The sequence below is a fragment of the Streptococcus sp. 20925_1_22 genome (assembly GCF_041431685.1).
Lineage (GTDB): Bacteria > Bacillota > Bacilli > Lactobacillales > Streptococcaceae > Streptococcus.
This window is the reverse complement of the sequence record NZ_JAPVYE010000007.1, coordinates 22,809-41,394: the sequence shown is the minus strand read 5'-3', so window position 1 is coordinate 41,394 and position 18,586 is coordinate 22,809. Positions and strand designations below refer to the sequence as shown.

Annotated in this window: 21 protein-coding genes; 4 read left to right on the top strand and 17 right to left on the bottom strand. The window is 44.9% G+C overall.

The window, feature by feature from the left end; genetic code table 11:
* Window positions 1-41 precede the first annotated feature (41 nt).
* The 12 genes from O3621_RS09905 to O3621_RS09850 all read right to left on the bottom strand — a co-directional run bounded on the left by O3621_RS09905 (window position 42) and on the right by O3621_RS09850 (window position 10,978).
* On the bottom strand, window positions 42-236 hold the full coding sequence (locus O3621_RS09905) for a hypothetical protein (RefSeq protein WP_371514120.1): 195 nt from the start codon (window positions 234-236) through the stop codon (window positions 42-44).
* 158 nt (window positions 237-394) lie between these two features.
* Window positions 395-1,546, bottom strand: a complete 1,152-nt coding sequence (nagA, locus tag O3621_RS09900) for an N-acetylglucosamine-6-phosphate deacetylase (protein WP_314449263.1) — start codon at window positions 1,544-1,546, stop codon at window positions 395-397.
* Between the two features lie 239 nt (window positions 1,547-1,785).
* Window positions 1,786-2,136 (bottom strand): 30S ribosome-binding factor RbfA, encoded by a 351-nt coding sequence (rbfA, locus tag O3621_RS09895; protein WP_002908941.1) that lies wholly within the window; start codon window positions 2,134-2,136, stop codon window positions 1,786-1,788.
* Window positions 2,137-2,311: 175 nt separating this feature from the next.
* Entirely contained in the window at window positions 2,312-5,104 is a 2,793-nt protein-coding gene (gene infB, locus O3621_RS09890) for a translation initiation factor IF-2 (RefSeq protein WP_314449261.1), read from the bottom strand.
* Between the two features lie 19 nt (window positions 5,105-5,123).
* Window positions 5,124-5,420 carry a YlxQ-related RNA-binding protein gene (locus O3621_RS09885; RefSeq protein WP_314449258.1) on the bottom strand — a complete coding sequence of 99 codons (297 nt, stop codon included), beginning with the start codon at window positions 5,418-5,420 and terminating at the stop codon, window positions 5,124-5,126.
* On the bottom strand, window positions 5,413-5,709 hold the full coding sequence (rnpM, locus tag O3621_RS09880) for an RNase P modulator RnpM (protein WP_002893558.1): 297 nt from the start codon (window positions 5,707-5,709) through the stop codon (window positions 5,413-5,415). Before rnpM ends, O3621_RS09885 begins: the two co-directional genes overlap by 8 nt.
* A gap of 10 nt (window positions 5,710-5,719) precedes the next feature.
* Window positions 5,720-6,976 carry a transcription termination factor NusA gene (gene nusA / locus O3621_RS09875; RefSeq protein ID WP_314449304.1) on the bottom strand — a complete coding sequence of 419 codons (1,257 nt, stop codon included), beginning with the start codon at window positions 6,974-6,976 and terminating at the stop codon, window positions 5,720-5,722.
* Between the two features lie 59 nt (window positions 6,977-7,035).
* Window positions 7,036-7,524 (bottom strand): ribosome maturation factor RimP, encoded by a 489-nt coding sequence (gene rimP, locus O3621_RS09870; RefSeq protein WP_314449302.1) that lies wholly within the window; start codon window positions 7,522-7,524, stop codon window positions 7,036-7,038.
* 199 nt (window positions 7,525-7,723) lie between these two features.
* Window positions 7,724-8,362, bottom strand: coding sequence for a tRNA (guanosine(46)-N7)-methyltransferase TrmB (gene trmB, locus O3621_RS09865; RefSeq protein WP_314449253.1), 639 nt, complete (start codon window positions 8,360-8,362; stop codon window positions 7,724-7,726).
* Entirely contained in the window at window positions 8,359-9,153 is a 795-nt protein-coding gene (ccrZ, locus tag O3621_RS09860; RefSeq protein WP_002893562.1) for a cell cycle regulator CcrZ, read from the bottom strand. Before ccrZ ends, trmB begins: the two co-directional genes overlap by 4 nt.
* A gap of 50 nt (window positions 9,154-9,203) precedes the next feature.
* A complete protein-coding gene (locus O3621_RS09855; RefSeq protein WP_314449249.1) occupies window positions 9,204-10,250 on the bottom strand; it encodes an ABC transporter permease in 1,047 nt (348 codons plus the stop codon).
* Window positions 10,247-10,978: an ABC transporter ATP-binding protein gene (locus tag O3621_RS09850; protein ID WP_032911853.1), complete on the bottom strand. Its 732-nt coding sequence runs from the start codon at window positions 10,976-10,978 to the stop codon at window positions 10,247-10,249. The genes O3621_RS09855 and O3621_RS09850 overlap by 4 nt, the downstream gene beginning before the upstream one ends.
* Before the next feature lie 68 nt (window positions 10,979-11,046).
* On the opposite strand from O3621_RS09850, the gene O3621_RS09845 reads away from it, so the two are divergent.
* Both O3621_RS09845 and O3621_RS09840 read left to right on the top strand, forming a co-directional pair.
* Window positions 11,047-11,457 carry an HIT family protein gene (locus O3621_RS09845; RefSeq protein WP_314449246.1) on the top strand — a complete coding sequence of 137 codons (411 nt, stop codon included), beginning with the start codon at window positions 11,047-11,049 and terminating at the stop codon, window positions 11,455-11,457.
* Between the two features lie 9 nt (window positions 11,458-11,466).
* A complete protein-coding gene (locus O3621_RS09840; protein WP_371514119.1) occupies window positions 11,467-11,757 on the top strand; it encodes a hypothetical protein in 291 nt (96 codons plus the stop codon).
* 118 nt (window positions 11,758-11,875) lie between these two features.
* Here O3621_RS09840 and O3621_RS09835 read toward each other — a convergent pair whose 3' ends face one another.
* The 5 genes from O3621_RS09835 to O3621_RS09815 all read right to left on the bottom strand — a co-directional run bounded on the left by O3621_RS09835 (window position 11,876) and on the right by O3621_RS09815 (window position 16,412).
* A complete protein-coding gene (locus tag O3621_RS09835) occupies window positions 11,876-13,114 on the bottom strand; it encodes an LCP family protein (RefSeq protein ID WP_371514118.1) in 1,239 nt (412 codons plus the stop codon).
* 7 nt (window positions 13,115-13,121) lie between these two features.
* On the bottom strand, window positions 13,122-13,643 hold the full coding sequence (locus tag O3621_RS09830; RefSeq protein ID WP_371514117.1) for an N-acetyltransferase family protein: 522 nt from the start codon (window positions 13,641-13,643) through the stop codon (window positions 13,122-13,124).
* Entirely contained in the window at window positions 13,636-14,076 is a 441-nt protein-coding gene (tsaE, locus tag O3621_RS09825; RefSeq protein WP_002908115.1) for a tRNA (adenosine(37)-N6)-threonylcarbamoyltransferase complex ATPase subunit type 1 TsaE, read from the bottom strand. The genes O3621_RS09830 and tsaE overlap by 8 nt, the downstream gene beginning before the upstream one ends.
* Window positions 14,077-14,215: 139 nt before the next feature.
* Window positions 14,216-15,637: an NCS2 family permease gene (locus O3621_RS09820; RefSeq protein ID WP_125409664.1), complete on the bottom strand. Its 1,422-nt coding sequence runs from the start codon at window positions 15,635-15,637 to the stop codon at window positions 14,216-14,218.
* A gap of 145 nt (window positions 15,638-15,782) precedes the next feature.
* Entirely contained in the window at window positions 15,783-16,412 is a 630-nt protein-coding gene (locus O3621_RS09815; RefSeq protein ID WP_125409662.1) for a DUF1361 domain-containing protein, read from the bottom strand.
* Window positions 16,413-16,508: 96 nt separating this feature from the next.
* Between O3621_RS09815 and O3621_RS09810 the strand changes: the two genes are divergently transcribed.
* Both O3621_RS09810 and adhP read left to right on the top strand, forming a co-directional pair.
* Complete coding sequence (locus O3621_RS09810; protein WP_371514116.1) at window positions 16,509-17,321, top strand: Cof-type HAD-IIB family hydrolase; 813 nt, start codon at window positions 16,509-16,511, stop codon at window positions 17,319-17,321.
* A gap of 219 nt (window positions 17,322-17,540) precedes the next feature.
* Window positions 17,541-18,560 carry an alcohol dehydrogenase AdhP gene (gene adhP, locus O3621_RS09805; RefSeq protein ID WP_371514115.1) on the top strand — a complete coding sequence of 340 codons (1,020 nt, stop codon included), beginning with the start codon at window positions 17,541-17,543 and terminating at the stop codon, window positions 18,558-18,560.
* Window positions 18,561-18,586 lie beyond the last annotated feature (26 nt).

Below are 18,586 nucleotides of genomic sequence, written 5' to 3'. Positions count from 1 at the left end.
CAGCAAGGCAGCTGCTATAGTGTTCACAAGAGCAGAACTGCTCACTTTTTTTCCTTTTTCTTCAGTATTGGCTTGGGTTTAAAGATATTTTCCTTGGTCGGCTCCATGCCTTTACTGAAAAAGCTATAGATAATGAAAGCAAGTCCTGCGACAAGGATTAAGATTCGTCCAAAGATCAGTCCCGCCACCAGAAAACCCAGTCCCATTATCAAAAATTTCGCATCAATTCGTTTCATAGCCTACTCCTGTTCACATTATAGTCTCATTATATCACGCCTAAGAAAGCAATTCAAATCTAGGCGAAGGTTATCAAGTTGTCCGCCAATCAAAAAGAACAGGTTTCCCTGCTCTTTCTGAAAAATATAAGGAGACTAATTTAAAATACCTGCGGTTCTCATACATGGAATCGTTCTTGACCATCAAGATAAGTAGCTACCAGCTCTAAATCTTTATCTAAGACGATAAAGTCAGCATCGTAGCCTTCCTTGATCTGTCCGCAGACATCATCAATATGGACTGATTTTGCTGGAATCAGGCTAGCCATCATAACCGCCTGATGAGGATTGGCAATGCCCCATTTGACCACATTTTTCAATCCGTCCTTGAGCTTGAGGATAGAGCCAGCTAGATTGCCCGTCGACTTGAGCCGAGCGGTTCCTTCCGCCACAACCACTGGAAATTCTCCCAGCATGTAGTCACCATCTTCAAGTCCTCCTGCGGTCATACAGTCAGTAATGAGGGCAATATTTTCATGTCCCTTCTGCTTGAGCAAGATGTCACAGGCCTTAGGATCCACATGGTGGCCGTCACAAATCAGTTCCGCATAGGTGTGGGGCAACTCATACATGGCACCAACCATTCCCAGCTCCCGATGAGTCAGGCCACGCATACCGTTATAGGCGTGAACCCAGACACTGGCACCAGCTTCGACCGCAGTTTTGGCTTCATCATAGGTTGCGTTAGAATGCCCCAGAGCAACGGTCACACCTTCATCCGTCAGCGTGCGGACAAATTCCTCCACGCCATCACGCTCCGGCGCGAGAGCAATCTTATTGAGCAAGCCATTTGCGGCTTTCTGCCAAGCACGAAACTCATCCATGCTAGGATCTTTCATATAGGCCGGATTTTGAGCGCCTTTATACTTCTCGGTGAAGTAAGGTCCTTCAAAATAGAGACCGCGAATCTTGGCCCCGCTGGCTTCTTGATAGCGAGCACCGATATTTTCAGTTACTGCTAAGAGCCGCTCATAGGATGAGGTCAGGGTTGTTGGTAAAAAGCTGGTCACACCGGTAGTCAAGAGACCCTCACTCATGGTATGAAGAGTTCCTTCGATGTTATTGTCCATGACATCAACACCGCCGAAGCCGTGAATGTGAGTGTCCACCAGACCCGGCGCAATCAAGTAGCCACTGTAGTCTATGACTTCTGCATCCTGCGGAACAGACTGCACCAACTTGCCAAACTTGCCATCAATCAGCTCTAAATAACCGCCCTGACGGATTCCCTGAGGATAGAAAAATTGATCTGCTTTGATATATGTAGGCATAAGACTGCCTCCCTTGTTCTTGACTTCTGTATTCTCGGCCATTCAAAGTGGAAGTCTGTGATAGAGCTAGCTTATTACTCTAGCTATTTCTAACTCCCGCTTTTGAATCTCTGAGTTTTCTTGACTATATTATAACTCTTTCTTTTTTATTTGTAAATGGTATATACCTATTTTTGCAAAAAATTGTTATATTAAATTAAAAAATAAGAAAACCCAGCCATAACAGCTGAGTTTCTGCTTTATTTTTTATCTAAATCTCGAAGCATCTGGTCGATTTTATTGCCATACTCGATGGATTCGTCCTTGACAAAGGTCAAATCTGGAATCTTGTACATCTTCAGATTGTGACCCAGCTCTCGCTTGATGGTACCGGTCGCTTTTTCCAGACCGGTCTGAGCTTTTTGATTGTCAGAGGCCAGATTGCTCATAATCGTGTAGTAGACTTTGGCCATGGATAGGTCGCCCAGCATTTGGACATCGGTAATGGTCACTCCCTGCACCCGCGGGTCACGAACTTTCTTCTGCAAGATTTCATTGACTTCGCGCTTGATTTCCATGCCGACACGGTCTGTACGAAAATTGTTTGCCATGAGATTTCCTTTCTAATTTTCTTTTCTGCAATATAAGCTAGGCTAGGCCTAGCTTATATGTTTAGTTTTTATTAATGAAATTCGATCTAAACTCTTTGTGAAAAAGATGTGGAACTAGAAGTATAGACTTCCGCCAAATATGATTTTACTGCGAGTTTTTAACCTACTTCTTATCTTACTTCTTAATTTCTTCCATGACGTAGGCTTCAATCGTGTCATCTACTTGGATGTCATTGTAGCCATCAATCATGAGTCCACCTTCGCGGCCGTTAGTAACTTCCTTAACATCATCCTTGAAGTGCTTGAGGCTGGCAAGCTCCCCATCGTAAATCACGACGCCGTCACGGATAACGCGAACCTTGGAATCACGTGTAACTTTACCGTTGATAACCATAAATCCACCGATAGTACCAACCTTGGAAACCTTGAAGGTCTCGCGGATAAGAGCTTCCCCGATGATTTTTTCTTCGTATTCTGGATCCAGCATCCCCTTCATGGCATCTTCCATTTCCTCGATAACCTTGTAGATAATGCTGTGGAGACGGATTTCGACATCATCAGCTTCTGCCTGCTGGCGAGCTTGAGATGTAGGGCGAACGTTAAATCCGATGATGAAAGCATTTGAAGCTTCCGCCAGTGTTACGTCTGACTCATTGATAGCACCAACCGCTGAGTGGACGATGGTAATCTTAACGCCTTCCACTTCAATCTTTTGTAGGGAAGCAGACAGGGCTTCTACAGAACCTTGTACATCAGCCTTGATGATAACATTGACAGACTTAACTTCACCAGCTTTGAGGGTATCAAAGAGATTTTCCAGACTGACGCGGTGAGTAGCTTGACGCTGTTTGAGAAGGGCACGTTTGGCGCGTTCTTCACCGGCTGCACGCGCAGCTTTTTCATCTTCATAAACTGCAAAGTGGTCACCAGCCATCGGAGTTTCATTGAGACCAGTGATGGAAACCGGTGTAGATGGTCCAGCTACCTTCACGCGACGGCCTAGGTCATTGGTCATAGCCCGAACCCGACCGAAGGTATTACCAACAACGATTGGATCCTGCACATTCAGAGTTCCCTGCTGAACCAAAAGGGTTGCGACAGCACCTTTTCCTTTATCCAGACGGGCTTCAATGACTGTACCAATCGCTCGAACAGTCGGATCTGCCTTGAGCTCTTGAATTTCAGCCACCAAGAGGACTGTTTCAAGCAAGCTGTCGATATTTTGATTGAACTTCGCTGAGATTTCAACAAATTCAGAATCTCCGCCCCAAGCTGTTGACATGACACCATGCTCAGCCAATTCACCAATCACACGTTCAGGATTCGCTCCCGGCTTATCAATCTTGTTGATGGCTACGATGATTGGGACATCAGCGGCTTTGGAATGGTTGATCGCTTCGATCGTTTGCGGCATAACACCATCATCAGCTGCCACGACCAGAATAGTGATATCCGTAACAGAGGCACCGCGGGCCCGCATAGAAGTAAAGGCCGCGTGGCCAGGCGTATCCAAGAAAGTAATCTTCTTGCCGCTTTCCTCGATCTGGTAAGCACCGATGTGCTGAGTGATACCCCCTGCTTCACCTGTTGCTACGCGAGAATTACGCAGGGTATCCAAGAGTGTTGTTTTACCATGGTCAACGTGTCCCATGATGGTTACAACCGGTGGACGCTCTACCAAGGCATCTTGGTTGATATAACCTTCTTCTACGAAGAAGCGTTCAATGTCAGCTGTGTCAACTTCCACCTTCTTCTTAGCTTCGATACCGTAGTCCACCATGAGGAGCTCGATAGTATCGCCGTCAAGAGATTGGTTTTGCGTTGCCATTACGCCCATCATAAAGAGCTTCTTAACAATTTCAGCTGGCTCGCGCTTGATCCGTTTTGCAATTTCTGCAACGGTCATTCCGTCTGTATATTCAAATTCAGTTGGCAACTCATGGAACTTACGTTCTGTAACAGGTTTTGGTGCCTGATTATTGTTGCCCTTTCCTTTTTTATTTTTCTTGTTTTTATTCCAATTACTATTTCTTTGATTTCTCACTTGATTTTGACTGCTTCGATTCTTTTGTTGTTTTCTTGGACCTTCTTCTTCGCGATCAAAATCATCGCGCTTCTTATCTGGTCGAGCTTGCTTCTTACGACGCGTATCCACAGCGGCTGGCGCTGGACTTGGATTCGCTGCTGGTGCAGATGGAGCTGGTGCAGGCTGAACTAGTGCACTTGCTTCTGCCTTAGGCTGCTCCTTGCGGCGGTTTTGCCGTTCCATAACTTCTTTAGCTTCTTGTGCTTGCTTAAAGCGTTCCTCGCTGGAGCGAGCGTATTCAGCATTCTGCTCTGCTTTCAAAGCTGCGGCCCGGGCCTTGAAGTCAATCTTCGGCCGTTGAGGCTGTTGGCGGTTTTGACCGTTAAATCCTTGATGATTCTGACCATTGCGGCGGCCATCTTGACCACGATTATCGCGACGGTCATTTGGACGATTGCCCCTATCTCGGTCGTTGCGGTTTCCGCGATTCTTATTTCGATTATCGCGATCCTCACGCTTGCCTTGCTCTTTGTTTTGTGGTTTGCGGTTACCTTGCTGCTTACGACGCTCTGCCTCTTCTTTGGCTCTCGCTTCACGCTCTGCCTTAAAGTTCCGGCTTTGCGGGCGCTTGACAGGTGCTACCGTTTCTGCTTTCGCTTCTGGCTTAGCAGTTACTTTTGCTTCTGTCTGTTCTGCCTTGACTGGCGCCGCCTCTTTGGCAGGAGTTTTTTGCGGTGATGGCTGAGCTGCTGCAGGCTTTTCTGCAGGAGCTTGAGGTGCGGCTGCTTTCTTGAAGCTGGATTTGATTCGCTCACCAGCGTCAGCTTCTACGCTGGATGAATGACTTTTGACATCCAATCCCAGCTCCTTAGCACGAGCCACTACCTCCTTGCTTTCTTTTCCCAGTTCTTTGGCGATTTCATACAATCTTACTTTAGACAAATCTTGTCCTCCTCTTCTATTACATAAGAGACCTCATTTTCTTTGTAAAACCAGCATCTGTCACGGCGAGCACTTTTCTGGCCTTGCCAATGGCAGAGCTTAATTCCAGTGTTGAAAACACGGTTGATACTTCTACTTGGTAGTAACGACTTTTATCAGTGATTTTCTTGCTGAGATTAGGAGCTGCATCCTGGGCCAAAAAGACCAGATGTGCTTTTCCCTCCTGTATAGCTTTGACGGTCATCTCCTCACCAGAAATGATGCGGCCGGCCCGCTGAGCCAGTCCCAGCATATTTGCAAGTTTCTCTTTATTCAAGACCTAACTCTCTTCTTTTGACCTTATGATCGACATAAGCGATTAACTCATCATAGAAAGCCTCGTCCACTTCCATACTGAAGCTGCGGTTAAAGACCCGCTTCTTCTTAGCTTGAAGGGCTTCTTGATTGTCCAGCTTGATATAGGCCCCACGTCCGTTGGCCTTGCCTGTCGGATCGATAAAGACTTGACCTTCCTTGTTCTTGACAATCCGCAATAAATCGCGCTTGTCAATCACTTCGTTGGACACCACTGATTTTCTTAAAGGGATTTTTCTTGTTTTTGCCATTCCAGCCCCCTTAATCTAGTTCTTCAGCTTCGCTTTCTAAACCAGCTGTTTCTAGTACAGTTTCCTCTGCAGCTGCGTCAAAGTCAGTTGCTTCTGCTGCTGAAACTTCTGTCTCTAGAACATCTGCATCTGCAAGAATTTCTTCTGCTTCCTGAGCAAATCCGCCCAGTTCATTGGCTGCTTCCATTTCTTCAAACTCAGTGGCAGACTTGATATCAATTCTAAAGCCTGTCAAATGAGCTGCCAAGCGAACGTTCTGTCCGCGACGGCCGATAGCCAAAGAAAGCTTGCTGTCCGGTACGACAACCAAGGCCCGCTTGTTATCTTCTTGGTTAAAGATAACTTGGTCAACCTCTGCAGGAGCAATAGCGTTGTAGATAAATTCAGCTGGATCTGCTACCCACTCGATGACGTCGATATTTTCTTCAGTCGGTACCATACGGCCACTCTTGGGATCGTATTTGGCAGGATGGAACTTGCTAGTAATTTTCTTGATATTGGCTCCACCGCGTCCGACGATTGTTCCGATGGCATCAACATTAGGATTATGACTGCGAACGGCTACCTTAGTCCGATCGCCTGCTTCCCGTGACACGCTCATGATTTCCACAGTTCCGTCATAGACTTCAGGGATTTCCTGCTCCATCAAGCGCTTGATCATCTCTGGATGGCTGCGGCTTACAAAGACATTGACACCGCGAGGATTGTCTTCTACTTTGTAGACAAAGACTTCGATGCGGTCATGAGAGGCAAAGACCTCACCAGGAATCTGATCTTGTTTCGATAGCTGCGCTTCAATGCTGCCAAGATTGACATAGATAAAGCGATTGTCAAAGCGCTCCACCGTCCCGCTCATGATTTCATTTTCATGCTCTTTGTAGGTATTGTAGGTGATTGCTCGGGTCTGCTTGCGCATCTTTTCCATGATGGTTTGCTTGGCAGACTGAGCAGCGACACGGCCAAATTCAGCTGGCGCTTCTTCAAACTTGATCTTATCTCCCAATTCATAGGCTGAACTGATAGCCAAGGCATCTTTGAGACTGATTTCCAAACGGCTGTCAAAGACCTCGTCCACGACTTCGCGAACAGTATAGACACGGAAATCTCCTGACTTTTCGTCAAACTCAATGGCTGCGCTGTCTGCCTGACCATAGCGACGACGATAGGCAGAGCGGAGTGACTCAGTCACTGCGTCAATGATATCTTCTTTCTTGATTCCTTTGTCTTCTTCCAGAATGCGGAAGGCCTCTAGCATTTCTTTACTCATTTTCATGTGACTTTTGCCGAAACAAAAGTGTTCCTTTCTTTTCTATATTGCTTCTGCGGCTAAAACTTAACGGCTAATCTGGCTTTGGAAACCAGACTGTAGGGAATTTCGACTTCTTTTCTGCGAGTCTTGTCCAGATATTCCATGAGCAGAACATCCTCTTCAAAGCTCAGCAAGGTGCCTTCAAAGACTTTCTGCTTGTCAACAGCCTTATAGAGACTGACATGGATATAACTGCCGACTGCATCGGCTAGCTGTTCCTTGGTCTTGAGCGGACGCTCCAAGCCTGGACTGGTCACTTCCAGAAAATACTGTTCCGGGAAAGGATCTGGCTTGATTTGATCCAAGAGCGGACTGATAATATCCGTCAAATCCGCTGTATCATTGACCGTAATACCTTCGGGCTTATCTACAAAGACACTGAGAACGTAGTCCCCGCCCATCTTTCCGTACTCAATATCGACTAATTCATAAGGGGCCAAAATGGCTGGTTCAATAACCTCCCTCACCAATTCAACAATCGTTGCGATATGACGACACCTCCTCACAGATAAGAGGCGAAGATACTTCCTCGCCTCTCTTTCCTTATTCATTATTAGTATTATAGCACGACAAGTCCCAGAATGCAAGGGAAATGTGCCATGTAAGCTTGTTAAGACGGAATTCCACTTAAAACGTTCTTATTTTTAAGCAAAATTCTTTCCCAATAATAAAGTCTTCAAGGAGTATTTCCTCGAAGACTCTTTCTTATTCAAACGCTGCTTCCACGCGGTAGATGACTTGTCCCTTGTTAGCAAATTTCTGCTCATACTCAGTCAGGACATTATCCTCGAAGTCGCTGGCATGCAAATCTAACCACACGCCCTTTAACTTCATACCATACTGTGAAAAGCTTACTAGGCTATACTCAAAAAGACCGCGGTTGTCCGTTTTGAAGTGGATTTCTCCATTTTCCGGCAAAATCTGCTGATAGGTCGCCAGAAAGGACTGATAGGTCAGACGGCGCTTTTCATGACGTTTCTTGGGCCAAGGATCCGAGAAGTTCAGATAGAGGCGGTCAATCTCGCCATCTTCAAAATAATCAGTCAGATCCGAACCGTCCACCCAGAGAAGCTTGATATTGGGCACATCCGTTGCTAGCACCTTGTCCAAGGCATAGCTGAGAACCGATTTTTGAATATCAATCCCGATGTAGTTGATATCCGGATTGGCCTTGGCCATACCGGACACAAAAGCTCCTTTGCCACTGCCAACCTCTACATGAATGGGATGGTCGTTGCCAAAAATCTCCTGCCATCTGCCCTTGGCGTCTGCTGGATTTAAAATCACATACCGGGGATGCGCCTCTAGCAGTTCCGTCGCTCCCTTACGATTCCTTACTCTCATTGTCCTCTTCCGTATTTGGAACGGAAGTTTCGTAATGCGTAAATCTCCCGGTTCACATTTTCTAAATCATTGTTTTCATAGTATTTGGCAATCTGCATCAAATAAGAATACTGACCAAACCAGTATAGCTTATTGAAAACAGTCTGATTATACTTATAGCCGTAAGCGCTCAGCCACTCTTGCCAACCTGAATCAGGCACATAATGGCTCAAAATATGTGCTACATCCATCATCCTGTCTGTCAGACGCACAGAATCCCAATCCACCAAGTAAATAAGCCCGCTGTCGGTCTCTACCCAGTTGCTGTGGCGCACATCTCCGTGAACGATGGTTGCATAATCCTCGCGAAAGGCCGGCACTGTCTGGCGCAGGTCTCGGATAACTGATTGCAGATATTGATTATTCCTCAAAGCAAGCGGCACTTGATTGAGCCAAGCATTCAGCAAATCAGTCGGCGTTTCCAAAGTATAGCCCAGCTTGGTCAGCTGCGTCATCAATGGGCGCGAGCGATGCAGCCGTGTCAAAATATTGATTACTTGCTTTTTGGACATATCATTTGGGGTCAGAATAGTGCCTGAAAGCCACTCCTGCCCGCTCATAACATTGCCGTCCGGCATCCGGCGACTCCACAAAAGCTGCGGTGCTATTTGTTCTCGAGCTAAGCCTGCTAAGATAGGGGTTGTATTCATCTTGACGAAAACGCGCCCCCCGTCCGGATAAGTCCCCATATAGGCCTTTCCGCTCTTACCAGCTATCGGTGTCAGGGTCAGCTCGTTATCAACCAAGTCCATGTTTCCCCTCCGTAAAAAGTTTCTTTATCATTTTACTAGTTTTACCTCTTTTAGTCAACCAATCTCCGTAACTTAAACGGCAGATAGAACAGATAGAGTAGGGCAGTTGCTCCCAGCATGGCCAGCACTGCTGTCTTGTCTTGGAAAAAGAGCAGAGCAGTCAGCACTTCAGCCAAGAGAACACTGCTGCCAATCGAAGTGATAATTTGTCTTGCTCCCTTCAGCTTCTCCCCTCTTTCTATCGGAAAAAGTTGGGTTAAAAACTGATAGTCAAAAGCTTCGTACAAGGCCGTCAGCTGGAAGAGCAAGAGGTAATTGAACAAGACCGCAAAAGCTGCAGCAATCCAAGCTTGACTGACAAAAACCAAGGCCAAAAGAGCTAGAAAGAGCAGTCTTAAGGTAAGAGCAAAGAAGTCTCCATTTCGCAAGTAAGAGCGCAAAAAGAGATTCTGCCAGGTCTTGCCATGCTGCTTGCCCACAAGTCTCGTCAAACCATCCAGATAGGCCCGGCGCTTGACACTGTTTGAAATGCCTTTAACATTTGTAAAGAGAGCAAAGAAGCGGAGAATCATCTGTTTTCGAGCTGCTTCATAAGCCACCAGAGCCTGCCAATCTAGACCATTTTCAGTAAAGAACTTCTTAGCCTTAGCCTGAAACAAAAACCATTTCAAGACTAGCATAAGGAAGCAATAGAGCACGAAGCCCCAAACAGGCAATCCCAGAGCCAGAAAAAGCGGGGCCAGTAGCAGTAAGATTCCAGTCTGTAAGACTGCGTACAAAAGATAGGAACGTAGAATCTGAGCCTTGATAAAAGTCCTGACTTCTGCTTCTCTGACCAAGAGAAAGAGAGCATCCGGCTTTTCCAGATAAGTCGCAATCCGTCCAAAAGGCAGGATAAAGACCGATAGAATAACTAGACTAGCAATAATAGGTAGGAGATTGGTCGGAAAATGTCGCAAAAGCTGACTGTACTGAACACCTAAAAATCCCGTAAAAATCAGCAGAAAGAGCACGAAATGATCATTAAAAACATAGCGCAGGTATTTCAGACACTGCTGACGAAATTCCTGCTTTCGTTTGGCAAATAATTCTTTCATAGCGCTGCCTCTTCTGTCAGGGCTAGATAGATGTCATTCAGACTAGCATCCGGCATTTGGAATTGAGCCCGCAGCTCAGTCAAGCTGCCCTTGGCCCGTACTTGACCCTTGTGCAGAATTACAAAACTATCACACATCTTCTCGGCAGAGTCCAGAACATGGGTGCTCATCAGAATCGACTTGCCCTTCTTCTTTTCCTCATCCAAGAGCTGGATAAGGTCTGCAATAGCTACCGGATCCAGACCCAAAAAAGGCTCATCTACGATAAAAAGGCTGGGATCAACTACAAAAGCACAGATAATCATCACTTTTTGCTTCATCCCTTTTGAAAAGTGAACAGGGAACCAATCCAGTTTTTCCTTGAGTCGGAACATTTCCAGTAGCTTATCCACGCGCTTAAAAGCTGTTTCTTGCTCAATGTCGTAAGCCATAGCTACCGTCTCAATGTGCTCACGCAGGGTCAATTCTTCGTAGAGACTAGGCGTTTCCGGAATAAAACCGATCTTCTTGCGGTAATCGCTGGGATTGGTCCGCAGCTCCAGTCCATCAATCTGAATCTGCCCCTTATAAGGCGTCAGAAGACCAATAATCTCATTGATAGTCGTGGATTTGCCCGCACCGTTGAGACCAATCAGACCAACCAGCTGGCCATTGCCCACTTCAAAGCTGACATCCTTTAAAACCGGGATATTAACATAGCCGCCCGTAAGCTCTTTGATTTCTAACATATTTTCTCCGAATTCTGGTATAATGGTTCTTATATTATAACAAAATCTAGCGAATAGAGGTACCATTTATGGCTGATTGTATTTTTTGTAAAATTATTACCGGAGAAATCCCTTCTTCTAAGGTCTATGAAGACGAGAAAGTCCTTGCTTTTCTAGATATTTCCCAGGTAACACTAGGTCATACCTTGGTTGTCCCTAAAGAGCATTTCCGAAATGTGCTGGATATGGATGCCGACAGCACCAGTCAGCTCTTCGCTCGCGTACCTGACATTGCCCGTAAGGTGATGAAAGCCACAGGTGCAGCTGGTATGAATATCATCAACAACAACGAAGAAATTGCTGGACAGACCGTCTTTCACACCCATGTACATTTGGCACCGCGCTACAGTGATGCAGATGACCTCAAGATTACTTTCGCAGCCCACGAACCAGACTTTCCAGCTCTGGTCGAATTAGCTGAGAAGATTGCACAAGCTTAAGGAGGGAATATGAAACTTTCAAATATTTTCCTATTTATCGGTGCCGCAGCAGCCAGCTACAAGCTGGTTGAAAACCGGCAAAAAATCCAAACTGAAATCACTGAAACAGCCGATAGTCTGGACAAGGTAAAGGACAGTCTAGCCAATATCCAACGAAATATTGCCATCATTCAAGAGCAAAAAGAGCAAGTCAAAGACATCGCTCAAGATCTTACTTATAAATATAAAGTCCTTGAAAACCAAGCTCAAGTGCAGATCCAGCAAGTCAAAGACATCTGGGAAAAGTACGAGTCTCAATAGAGAAAAGATGGATGATAGGGAAACAAAAACTCCAATCCGCTACTGCGTCAAGAACCTCCTGTCATTACCAAAAGAGACCGAGACATTTTGTCCCGGCCTCTTTTTATATTTAACTTTTTTACTCTGTAGTCGTATTGACTACTGGCTGACTTTGTGGGGTGCTGACACTGACATCTGCCGCTGGAGCAGAGGAAGCTGCTGGAGCAACCGGAGTCGTATTCGTAGTTCCAACTGTTGTATCTGTCGACGGATAAGAGTAATTCTCATAACCATTATTATAAGTAGGCTGACTATAAGAATTCTGGTAACTGCTATAGCTTTCTGTGCTACTAGATGTACTACTGCTATTGCTGCTTCTTAGACTGTTGCCGCCCATAATATCTTCATAGAGAACAGCATTGGTCTTCAGACTCTTAACTGTGTCCAAGCCCAGAGACTTGCGGATTAGATTCTGCATGCTCAGCAGATGCTCTGACGTCACCAGCTGATAGCTTCCACCATCAGGCAAGGTCGCATCTTCTCCACGTAGCTGTTCAGACTTGATGTTCTTAAAGGCATCCTGATAGCCTAGCAATTGTGGAATGCTTTTTGAATCAAGCGCGATATTGGTCTGCATGTTGCTGCTGACAGCTTTTAAAATAGCCTGATAATGGCTGACACTGTTGAGACTGAGAACTTTTTCAACCACTTTCTTAATTACTTCACGTTGACGCTTTTGGCGGCCATAGTCACCCTCTGGATCCTGATAACGCATGCGAGCATAGACCAGCGCCTGATCACCATTGATGGTTTGCTTGCCTGGCTCAACCTTGGCAGTATACTCAGGCTCATTATCCTCAATAGAAATTGGGAAGTCAAAGGTATTATTGACCTCAATACCACCTACTGCGTCTACTAACTGAACCAAGCCCTGCATATTGATCATCACATAGCGATCGATGTGGATATTCATCAAGCCCTCAATAGTCGAAATGGCTAACTCTGCTCCGCCTGTCGCATAGGCTGCATTCAGCTTAGCTTCAACTGTCTGACCATTTTCATCAATCTGAGTCAGAATATCACGTTCCAAACTCATCATGACTGTTTTCTTAGTCTTTGGATTCACGCTCAGGAGGATCATGGTATCGCTGTTCCCAACCCAAGTATCCTCGCGGGATCCGCTCCCTGTATCTACACCCATCAGCAAGATGGTCATGGGCTTAGTCGCAGAAATGACATCTGTCTCATTTCCCAAGCCCTTATAAGTCTTGGACAGTTCATCTGTTGACTGACCATAGATCGTCCAAGCATAAGTACCGATACCAGCTGTCGTTACGACAAGGAGGCTGAGAAACATCATTATAATCTTTTTAAACATATCTTTTTTAGTCTATCAGTTTACCCATCAGGTAAACATCAAGAAATATCCCTTCTTTTAAATAGGCTCCTCTTTTTTGTAAGCCTTCAATTTCAAATCCTAAATCTTTATAAAGGTGAACCGCTCGTTCATTTCTAACCTGAACGCTCAATTCTAAACGTCTAATAACTTGAGAATCTTCTGCCCAAGTCAGTGCCTCTTCCAGCAATATGCGTCCCAGTCCTTGATTCCAGAAAGTTTTCTTCACAACAACAAAGACTTGACCGATATGGCGAATTCGCTCATGGAAATCAGCTGTGATGCTGACTAGGCCAGCAATCTCACCATTTAAAAGTGCCAACAGATAAAGCTGATTACTAGAAGCAGCCTGATGCTCAATGAATGAAGCCATCTGCTCTTGATTCATCAAGATTCCAGCCTCATCCAGCGTCATATAATCTGACTCAGACCCAACCTGATTGAGGAAGGCAATCAGCTCAGCTGCATCTGTTTTTTCCGCTTCTCGCAAGCACAATTCATATTCAGTCATTCTGCAGTCCCTCAAGCAGCTCTTGGGCTCGCTTTCCTTGGGCTTCAAAAACCAATTCACGTCCATCTTCCTTTTTCAAGAGGCTTAATTTTAAATAGTTATCAGGCAGATTTTCTCCCAGCAGCTCCCCCCATTCAATGACCGTCACACCCTCCCCGAAGAGAAAGTCATCCAAATCAATGGAATCTGGATCGTCTCCGACGCGGTAGACATCCAGATGATAGAGCGGCAAGCGCCCCTCGTATTCCCGAACAATGGTATAGGTTGGACTTTTAATCATCTGACTGATGCCCAAACCTAGAGCCAGACCCTTAGTAAAGGTTGTCTTCCCTGCTCCTAAATCTCCCGTTAAAACCAGTACGTCCCCTGCCTGAAGCAATTTGCCCAGACGTTGACCCCACTGAATTAATTCTTCCTCATTATGACTAAACATTCTCTTATTATACCAGAAAAAAATTTTTTCTGCTTAATTTTGCAAAAGAAAAATCAGCCGCAAAAAGCTGATTTTTTATACTGAAAATATAAGCTATCCAAACTTCACTAGACACAAGGAAATCCAGCAATGTTTAGACCTAATTTAAAGCCAGATTTACGAAATTCAAAATAAAGAGAAGATCCAAAATCCAAATCATAGAATGCACATCCTTAGCTTGACCTTTGAAGATTTTGACCAAAGTGTAGGTAATAAATCCAGCTGCTATCCCGTGAGTGATAGAGTAGGCAAATCCCATAAAAATAGAAGTAAAGAAAGCTGGAATGGCTTCTGCCATATCATCCCAATGGATATTTTTCAGACTAGCTAGCATCATAATCCCCACAATAATCAGAATCGGTGCAGTTGCAGCGTTAGGAACAATGGCTAAAAGCGGACTAAAGAAGCTTGACACCGTAAAGCAGATGGCTACGACCAAGGCGGTCAGACCTGTTCGGCCTCCAGCTCCGATACCAGCTGCAGACTCCACATAAGTCGTCACGTTAGAGGTTCCAGCAATGGCTCCAATAGAGGTTCCGATGAGGTCCGAGTAAAGCGCCTTATCCAAACCTTCTGATTCATGGTTTTCCCCAGAAGTCGCCACAATCCCGACCTTTTCACCAGTCCCAATCAAAGTACCAATAGTATCAAAAATATCTGTCAAGGAGAAAGCCAGAATGGCCATACAGGTCTGGGGCCAGCGAGCTGAATCTGCCAAAAGGGCACCCAGACCTTTCGGGCCTACTGCCACCCCAAAAATCTGTCCCAGTTCATTAACAGCAGTACCAATGTTATTCTGCCCAAAGTCAATAGCTGACAAATCAACCAAGCCAACCAGAATAGCTACCACTGTCGTTACTAGGATGGATAGGATAACCCCACCCTTGATATTTTTCACGATAAAGAAGATTGTGATGGCCAAACCGACCAGGGCTACTAGGACCGCTGGATTGTTAAAGTCTACCAGACCTGGAGTTGCTGCTGAATTAGCTGTAATAGCCGCTGCAGCCTTATCTGCACCTTTGCCAGCTACTGTATAATTGCCCGGATCGATTGAAAACTTGAGCAAGCCAGCATTTTTAATACCTACATAGGCCAGAAAGACTCCGATCCCAGCTGAAATAGCTGCTCGCAAGGAGCCTGGAATTGACTCAATGATCATCTTACGCACCTTGGTCAAAGTGATAATGAGTGAAATAATCCCGCAGATAAAGACCATGGCCAAGGCTTCCTGCCAAGTATAGCCCAAGGCAAAGACGACCGTAAAAGTGAAAAAGGCATTCAGCCCCATACCCGGTGCCTGCGCATAAGGCAAATTGGCAAAGAAGGCCATCATCAAGGTTCCGGCAACAGCCCCGATAATCGTAGCTAGGAAAACACCCTGCTTGGGCATACCTGTCTGAGCCAGCATGGCCGGATTGACGAATAAAATGTAGGACATGGCAAAGAAAGTCGTCAGACCTGCCAAAACCTCTGTCCGGACATCTGTCCCTTTTTCGGTCAGTTTGAAAAATTTATCCATTTTTCAATAAATCTCCTTTTGAGTAAAATTTCTAATATCTAGTTCAAAAACAAAGAAAAACAGATCGAATTTCATTTATTCGCGAACGATAGTTTAAATTATAATAAAAAACATTCACTTTTTCAAGGTGAATGTCTCGCTGTTCTTATTTTTTATTATCTTTCATCAGAAATACCAAACTCATAAACTGTAAAAAGGTAAAACCAAGAATGAAAGGCAGTCGATCAGGCTGCAAAGTTTGCAAGAGTTTCTGTAGAACCAGCTGTGGATGAAGTAATAAATCCCAGCTATTGAGGCGATCATAACGTCCTATGTAGATAGCCAGACTGGACACAGCCGACAGAGCTGCCGTCAGCAATAGATCCAAATACCAGTTAAGCTTCCAACGCTCCTTGATGACATACCAGCTCTCCATACCACAGAAAATCCCGAATAAAATACTGGAAACAAAAGCTAAAAAGAGCAGAAAAACACTTGGCTTACTCAGAACATCTGCTACCCAAGTCATATGAATCAAATCAGTAATCATATAGAAAGTGTTGGGGAAGAAAAGCAACCACAACAGGAAAAGAAGAGGATAGATCCACTTCTGTTTCTTGAATAAAAGCGTCAATACAGCAGCATCATAGCTGATTAAGGCCAAGGTCATATTCCAGATGAGATAGGTAGGACCGCCATTTAGAGATTGTATATAGATAAAAAAGGCAATCATCAGAAAAAGAGCATGAATCATGATCGGTTTACGCATACGAAAAGCTCCTCCTCGGTGTGTCATAATTGTGACTGATTAGAGCACCATTATAACATAAGTCGTGTTATTTACACTGAATTCTGTTATAATAGTCTGTATTATCACTGAAAAGAGACTCACATGACAAAAAAAGTAATCGCTGTGGACTTGGACGGAACCTTGCTGGACTCTAATAGCAATCTGTCTGATTTCACCAAAGAAACCATCAAAAAAATTTCTCAAAAGGGCCATAAGGTTATTATCACAACAGGCCGGCCCTACCGCATGGCTTTGAAATATTATAAAGAATTAGAGCTCAATACGCCCATGATCAACTTCAATGGCTCTTTGACTCATATTCCAGAAAAGAAATGGGACTTTGAAAAATCGCTGACGCTGGATAAGTCCTTTCTACTGGATATGGTTAAGCGCAGGGATGAGATTGAAGCGGATTTCATTGCTGGCGAATACCGCAATAAGTTCTACATCACCAATCCCAATGAAGAAATTGCTGATCCTAAGCTATTTGGCATCGATGCTTTCAAGCCAGAAAACCAGTTTCAAGCTAATCTGGTAACGGAGAATCCTAACGCCATTCTCTTGCAGACGCGAGCATCTGACAAATATGCTCTGGCAGAGGAAATGAATGCTTTTTACCAGCATGAACTTTCTATCAACTCTTGGGGCGGCCCACTCAACATCCTCGAGTGTGCTCCCAAAGGTGTCAATAAGGCCTTTGCCCTTCAGTACCTGCTTAATGTTCTCCATGTAGACCGTAAAAATCTGATTGCCTTTGGAGATGAGCAAAATGATACTGAGATGCTGTCCTTTGCTGGCACTGGCTATGCCATGAAAAATGCCAATACCGACCTTCTTCCATACGCCGACCAGCAATTGTCTTTGACCAATGACCAAGATGGCGTTGCCCACGAGCTCAACAAACTCTTTTTATAAAACTAGACAATTAGGCAAACTCTGTTCGAGAGTTTGTCTTTTTCTTTTTTGTCTTCTCACGACCTCTATCAGGTTCAAAAAGCTTTAAAAATAGGGCCTTATCAGCTATGTCAGAATATTTGAGTGAATTCACGCTTAGTTTTGTAAGCGTTTGCTATTTGTTTGAGTTTGTGATATAATTAACATAATCAAAAACTAAATAACAGGAGGAAACTACTTATGAAAGCAGTCGTTGTAAATCCAGAAGGAACCGCTGTCCAACTCATCGAAAATAAAGAAATGCGTCCTCTTGAAACAGGGGAAGCTCTCGTTGATATCGAATACTGTGGTGTCTGCCATACTGATTTGCACGTCGCACATGGTGACTTTGGCAAGGTGCCAGGTCGCGTTCTTGGACACGAAGGTATTGGTATTGTCAAAGAAATCGCTCCAGATGTAAAAAGTCTCAAAGTCGGAGACCGCGTCAGTGTCGCTTGGTTCTTTGAAGGCTGCGGCGCTTGTGAATACTGTACAACTGGCCGCGAAACCCTTTGCCGTACAGTAAAAAATGCTGGTTATTCTGTTGACGGTGGGATGGCAGAGCAATGTATCGTAACTGCAGACTACGCTGTCAAAGTCCCTGAAGGACTCGATCCTGCACAAGCTTCTTCTATCACTTGTGCAGGCGTAACTACCTATAAGGCTATCAAAGAAGCCCAGCTGCAGCCAGGCCAATGGACAGTAATCTTTGGAGCAGGTGGATTGGGTAACCTAGCGGTTCAATATGCCAAGAAAGTCTTTAATGCCCATGTTGTCGCTGTTGATATCAACAATGATAAGCTAGCTTTGGCCAAAGAAGTTGGTGCTGATATCGTCATCAACGGCCATGAAGTTGAAGATGTTGCTGCTCTTATCCAAGAAAAAACTGGCGGTGCGCATTCTGCAGTAGTAACAGCTGTTTCTAAAGTTGCCTTCAACCAAGCTGTTGATTCTATTCGTGCTGGCGGTCGGGTAATTGCCGTTGGATTACCATCTGAAATGATGGATCTCAGCATTGTCAAAACCGTTTTAGATGGTATCCAAGTCATCGGTTCCCTCGTTGGTACTCGCAAGGACTTGGAAGAAGCCTTCCAGTTTGGTGCTGAAGGATTAGTGGTTCCTGTCGTTCAAAAGCGCCCTGTTTCAGATGCAGTGGATGTCTTTGACGAAATGGAAGCGGGTACCATTCAGGGACGTATGGTACTTGACTTCACACACTAATGCTTTAAAGCATGTCAATCCCAACA

Excerpts from the sequence above, each read along its gene's own strand:
- O3621_RS09905 (WP_371514120.1), bottom strand. The coding sequence starts at position 236 with ATGAAACGAATTGATGCGAAATTTTTGATAATGGGACTGGGTTTTCTG.
- nagA (WP_314449263.1), bottom strand. The coding sequence starts at position 1,546 with ATGCCTACATATATCAAAGCAGATCAATTTTTCTATCCTCAGGGAATC.
- rbfA (WP_002908941.1), bottom strand. The coding sequence starts at position 2,136 with ATGGCAAACAATTTTCGTACAGACCGTGTCGGCATGGAAATCAAGCGC.
- rnpM (WP_002893558.1), bottom strand. The coding sequence starts at position 5,709 with ATGGCAAAAACAAGAAAAATCCCTTTAAGAAAATCAGTGGTGTCCAAC.
- nusA (WP_314449304.1), bottom strand. The coding sequence starts at position 6,976 with ATGAGTAAAGAAATGCTAGAGGCCTTCCGCATTCTGGAAGAAGACAAA.
- trmB (WP_314449253.1), bottom strand. The coding sequence starts at position 8,362 with ATGAGAGTAAGGAATCGTAAGGGAGCGACGGAACTGCTAGAGGCGCAT.
- ccrZ (WP_002893562.1), bottom strand. The coding sequence starts at position 9,153 with ATGGACTTGGTTGATAACGAGCTGACCCTGACACCGATAGCTGGTAAG.
- O3621_RS09855 (WP_314449249.1), bottom strand. The coding sequence starts at position 10,250 with ATGAAAGAATTATTTGCCAAACGAAAGCAGGAATTTCGTCAGCAGTGT.
- O3621_RS09850 (WP_032911853.1), bottom strand. The coding sequence starts at position 10,978 with ATGTTAGAAATCAAAGAGCTTACGGGCGGCTATGTTAATATCCCGGTT.
- O3621_RS09845 (WP_314449246.1), top strand. The coding sequence starts at position 11,047 with ATGGCTGATTGTATTTTTTGTAAAATTATTACCGGAGAAATCCCTTCT.
- O3621_RS09840 (WP_371514119.1), top strand. The coding sequence starts at position 11,467 with ATGAAACTTTCAAATATTTTCCTATTTATCGGTGCCGCAGCAGCCAGC.
- O3621_RS09835 (WP_371514118.1), bottom strand. The coding sequence starts at position 13,114 with ATGTTTAAAAAGATTATAATGATGTTTCTCAGCCTCCTTGTCGTAACG.
- O3621_RS09830 (WP_371514117.1), bottom strand. The coding sequence starts at position 13,643 with ATGACTGAATATGAATTGTGCTTGCGAGAAGCGGAAAAAACAGATGCA.
- tsaE (WP_002908115.1), bottom strand. The coding sequence starts at position 14,076 with ATGTTTAGTCATAATGAGGAAGAATTAATTCAGTGGGGTCAACGTCTG.
- O3621_RS09820 (WP_125409664.1), bottom strand. The coding sequence starts at position 15,637 with ATGGATAAATTTTTCAAACTGACCGAAAAAGGGACAGATGTCCGGACA.
- O3621_RS09815 (WP_125409662.1), bottom strand. The coding sequence starts at position 16,412 with ATGACACACCGAGGAGGAGCTTTTCGTATGCGTAAACCGATCATGATT.
- O3621_RS09810 (WP_371514116.1), top strand. The coding sequence starts at position 16,509 with ATGACAAAAAAAGTAATCGCTGTGGACTTGGACGGAACCTTGCTGGAC.
- adhP (WP_371514115.1), top strand. The coding sequence starts at position 17,541 with ATGAAAGCAGTCGTTGTAAATCCAGAAGGAACCGCTGTCCAACTCATC.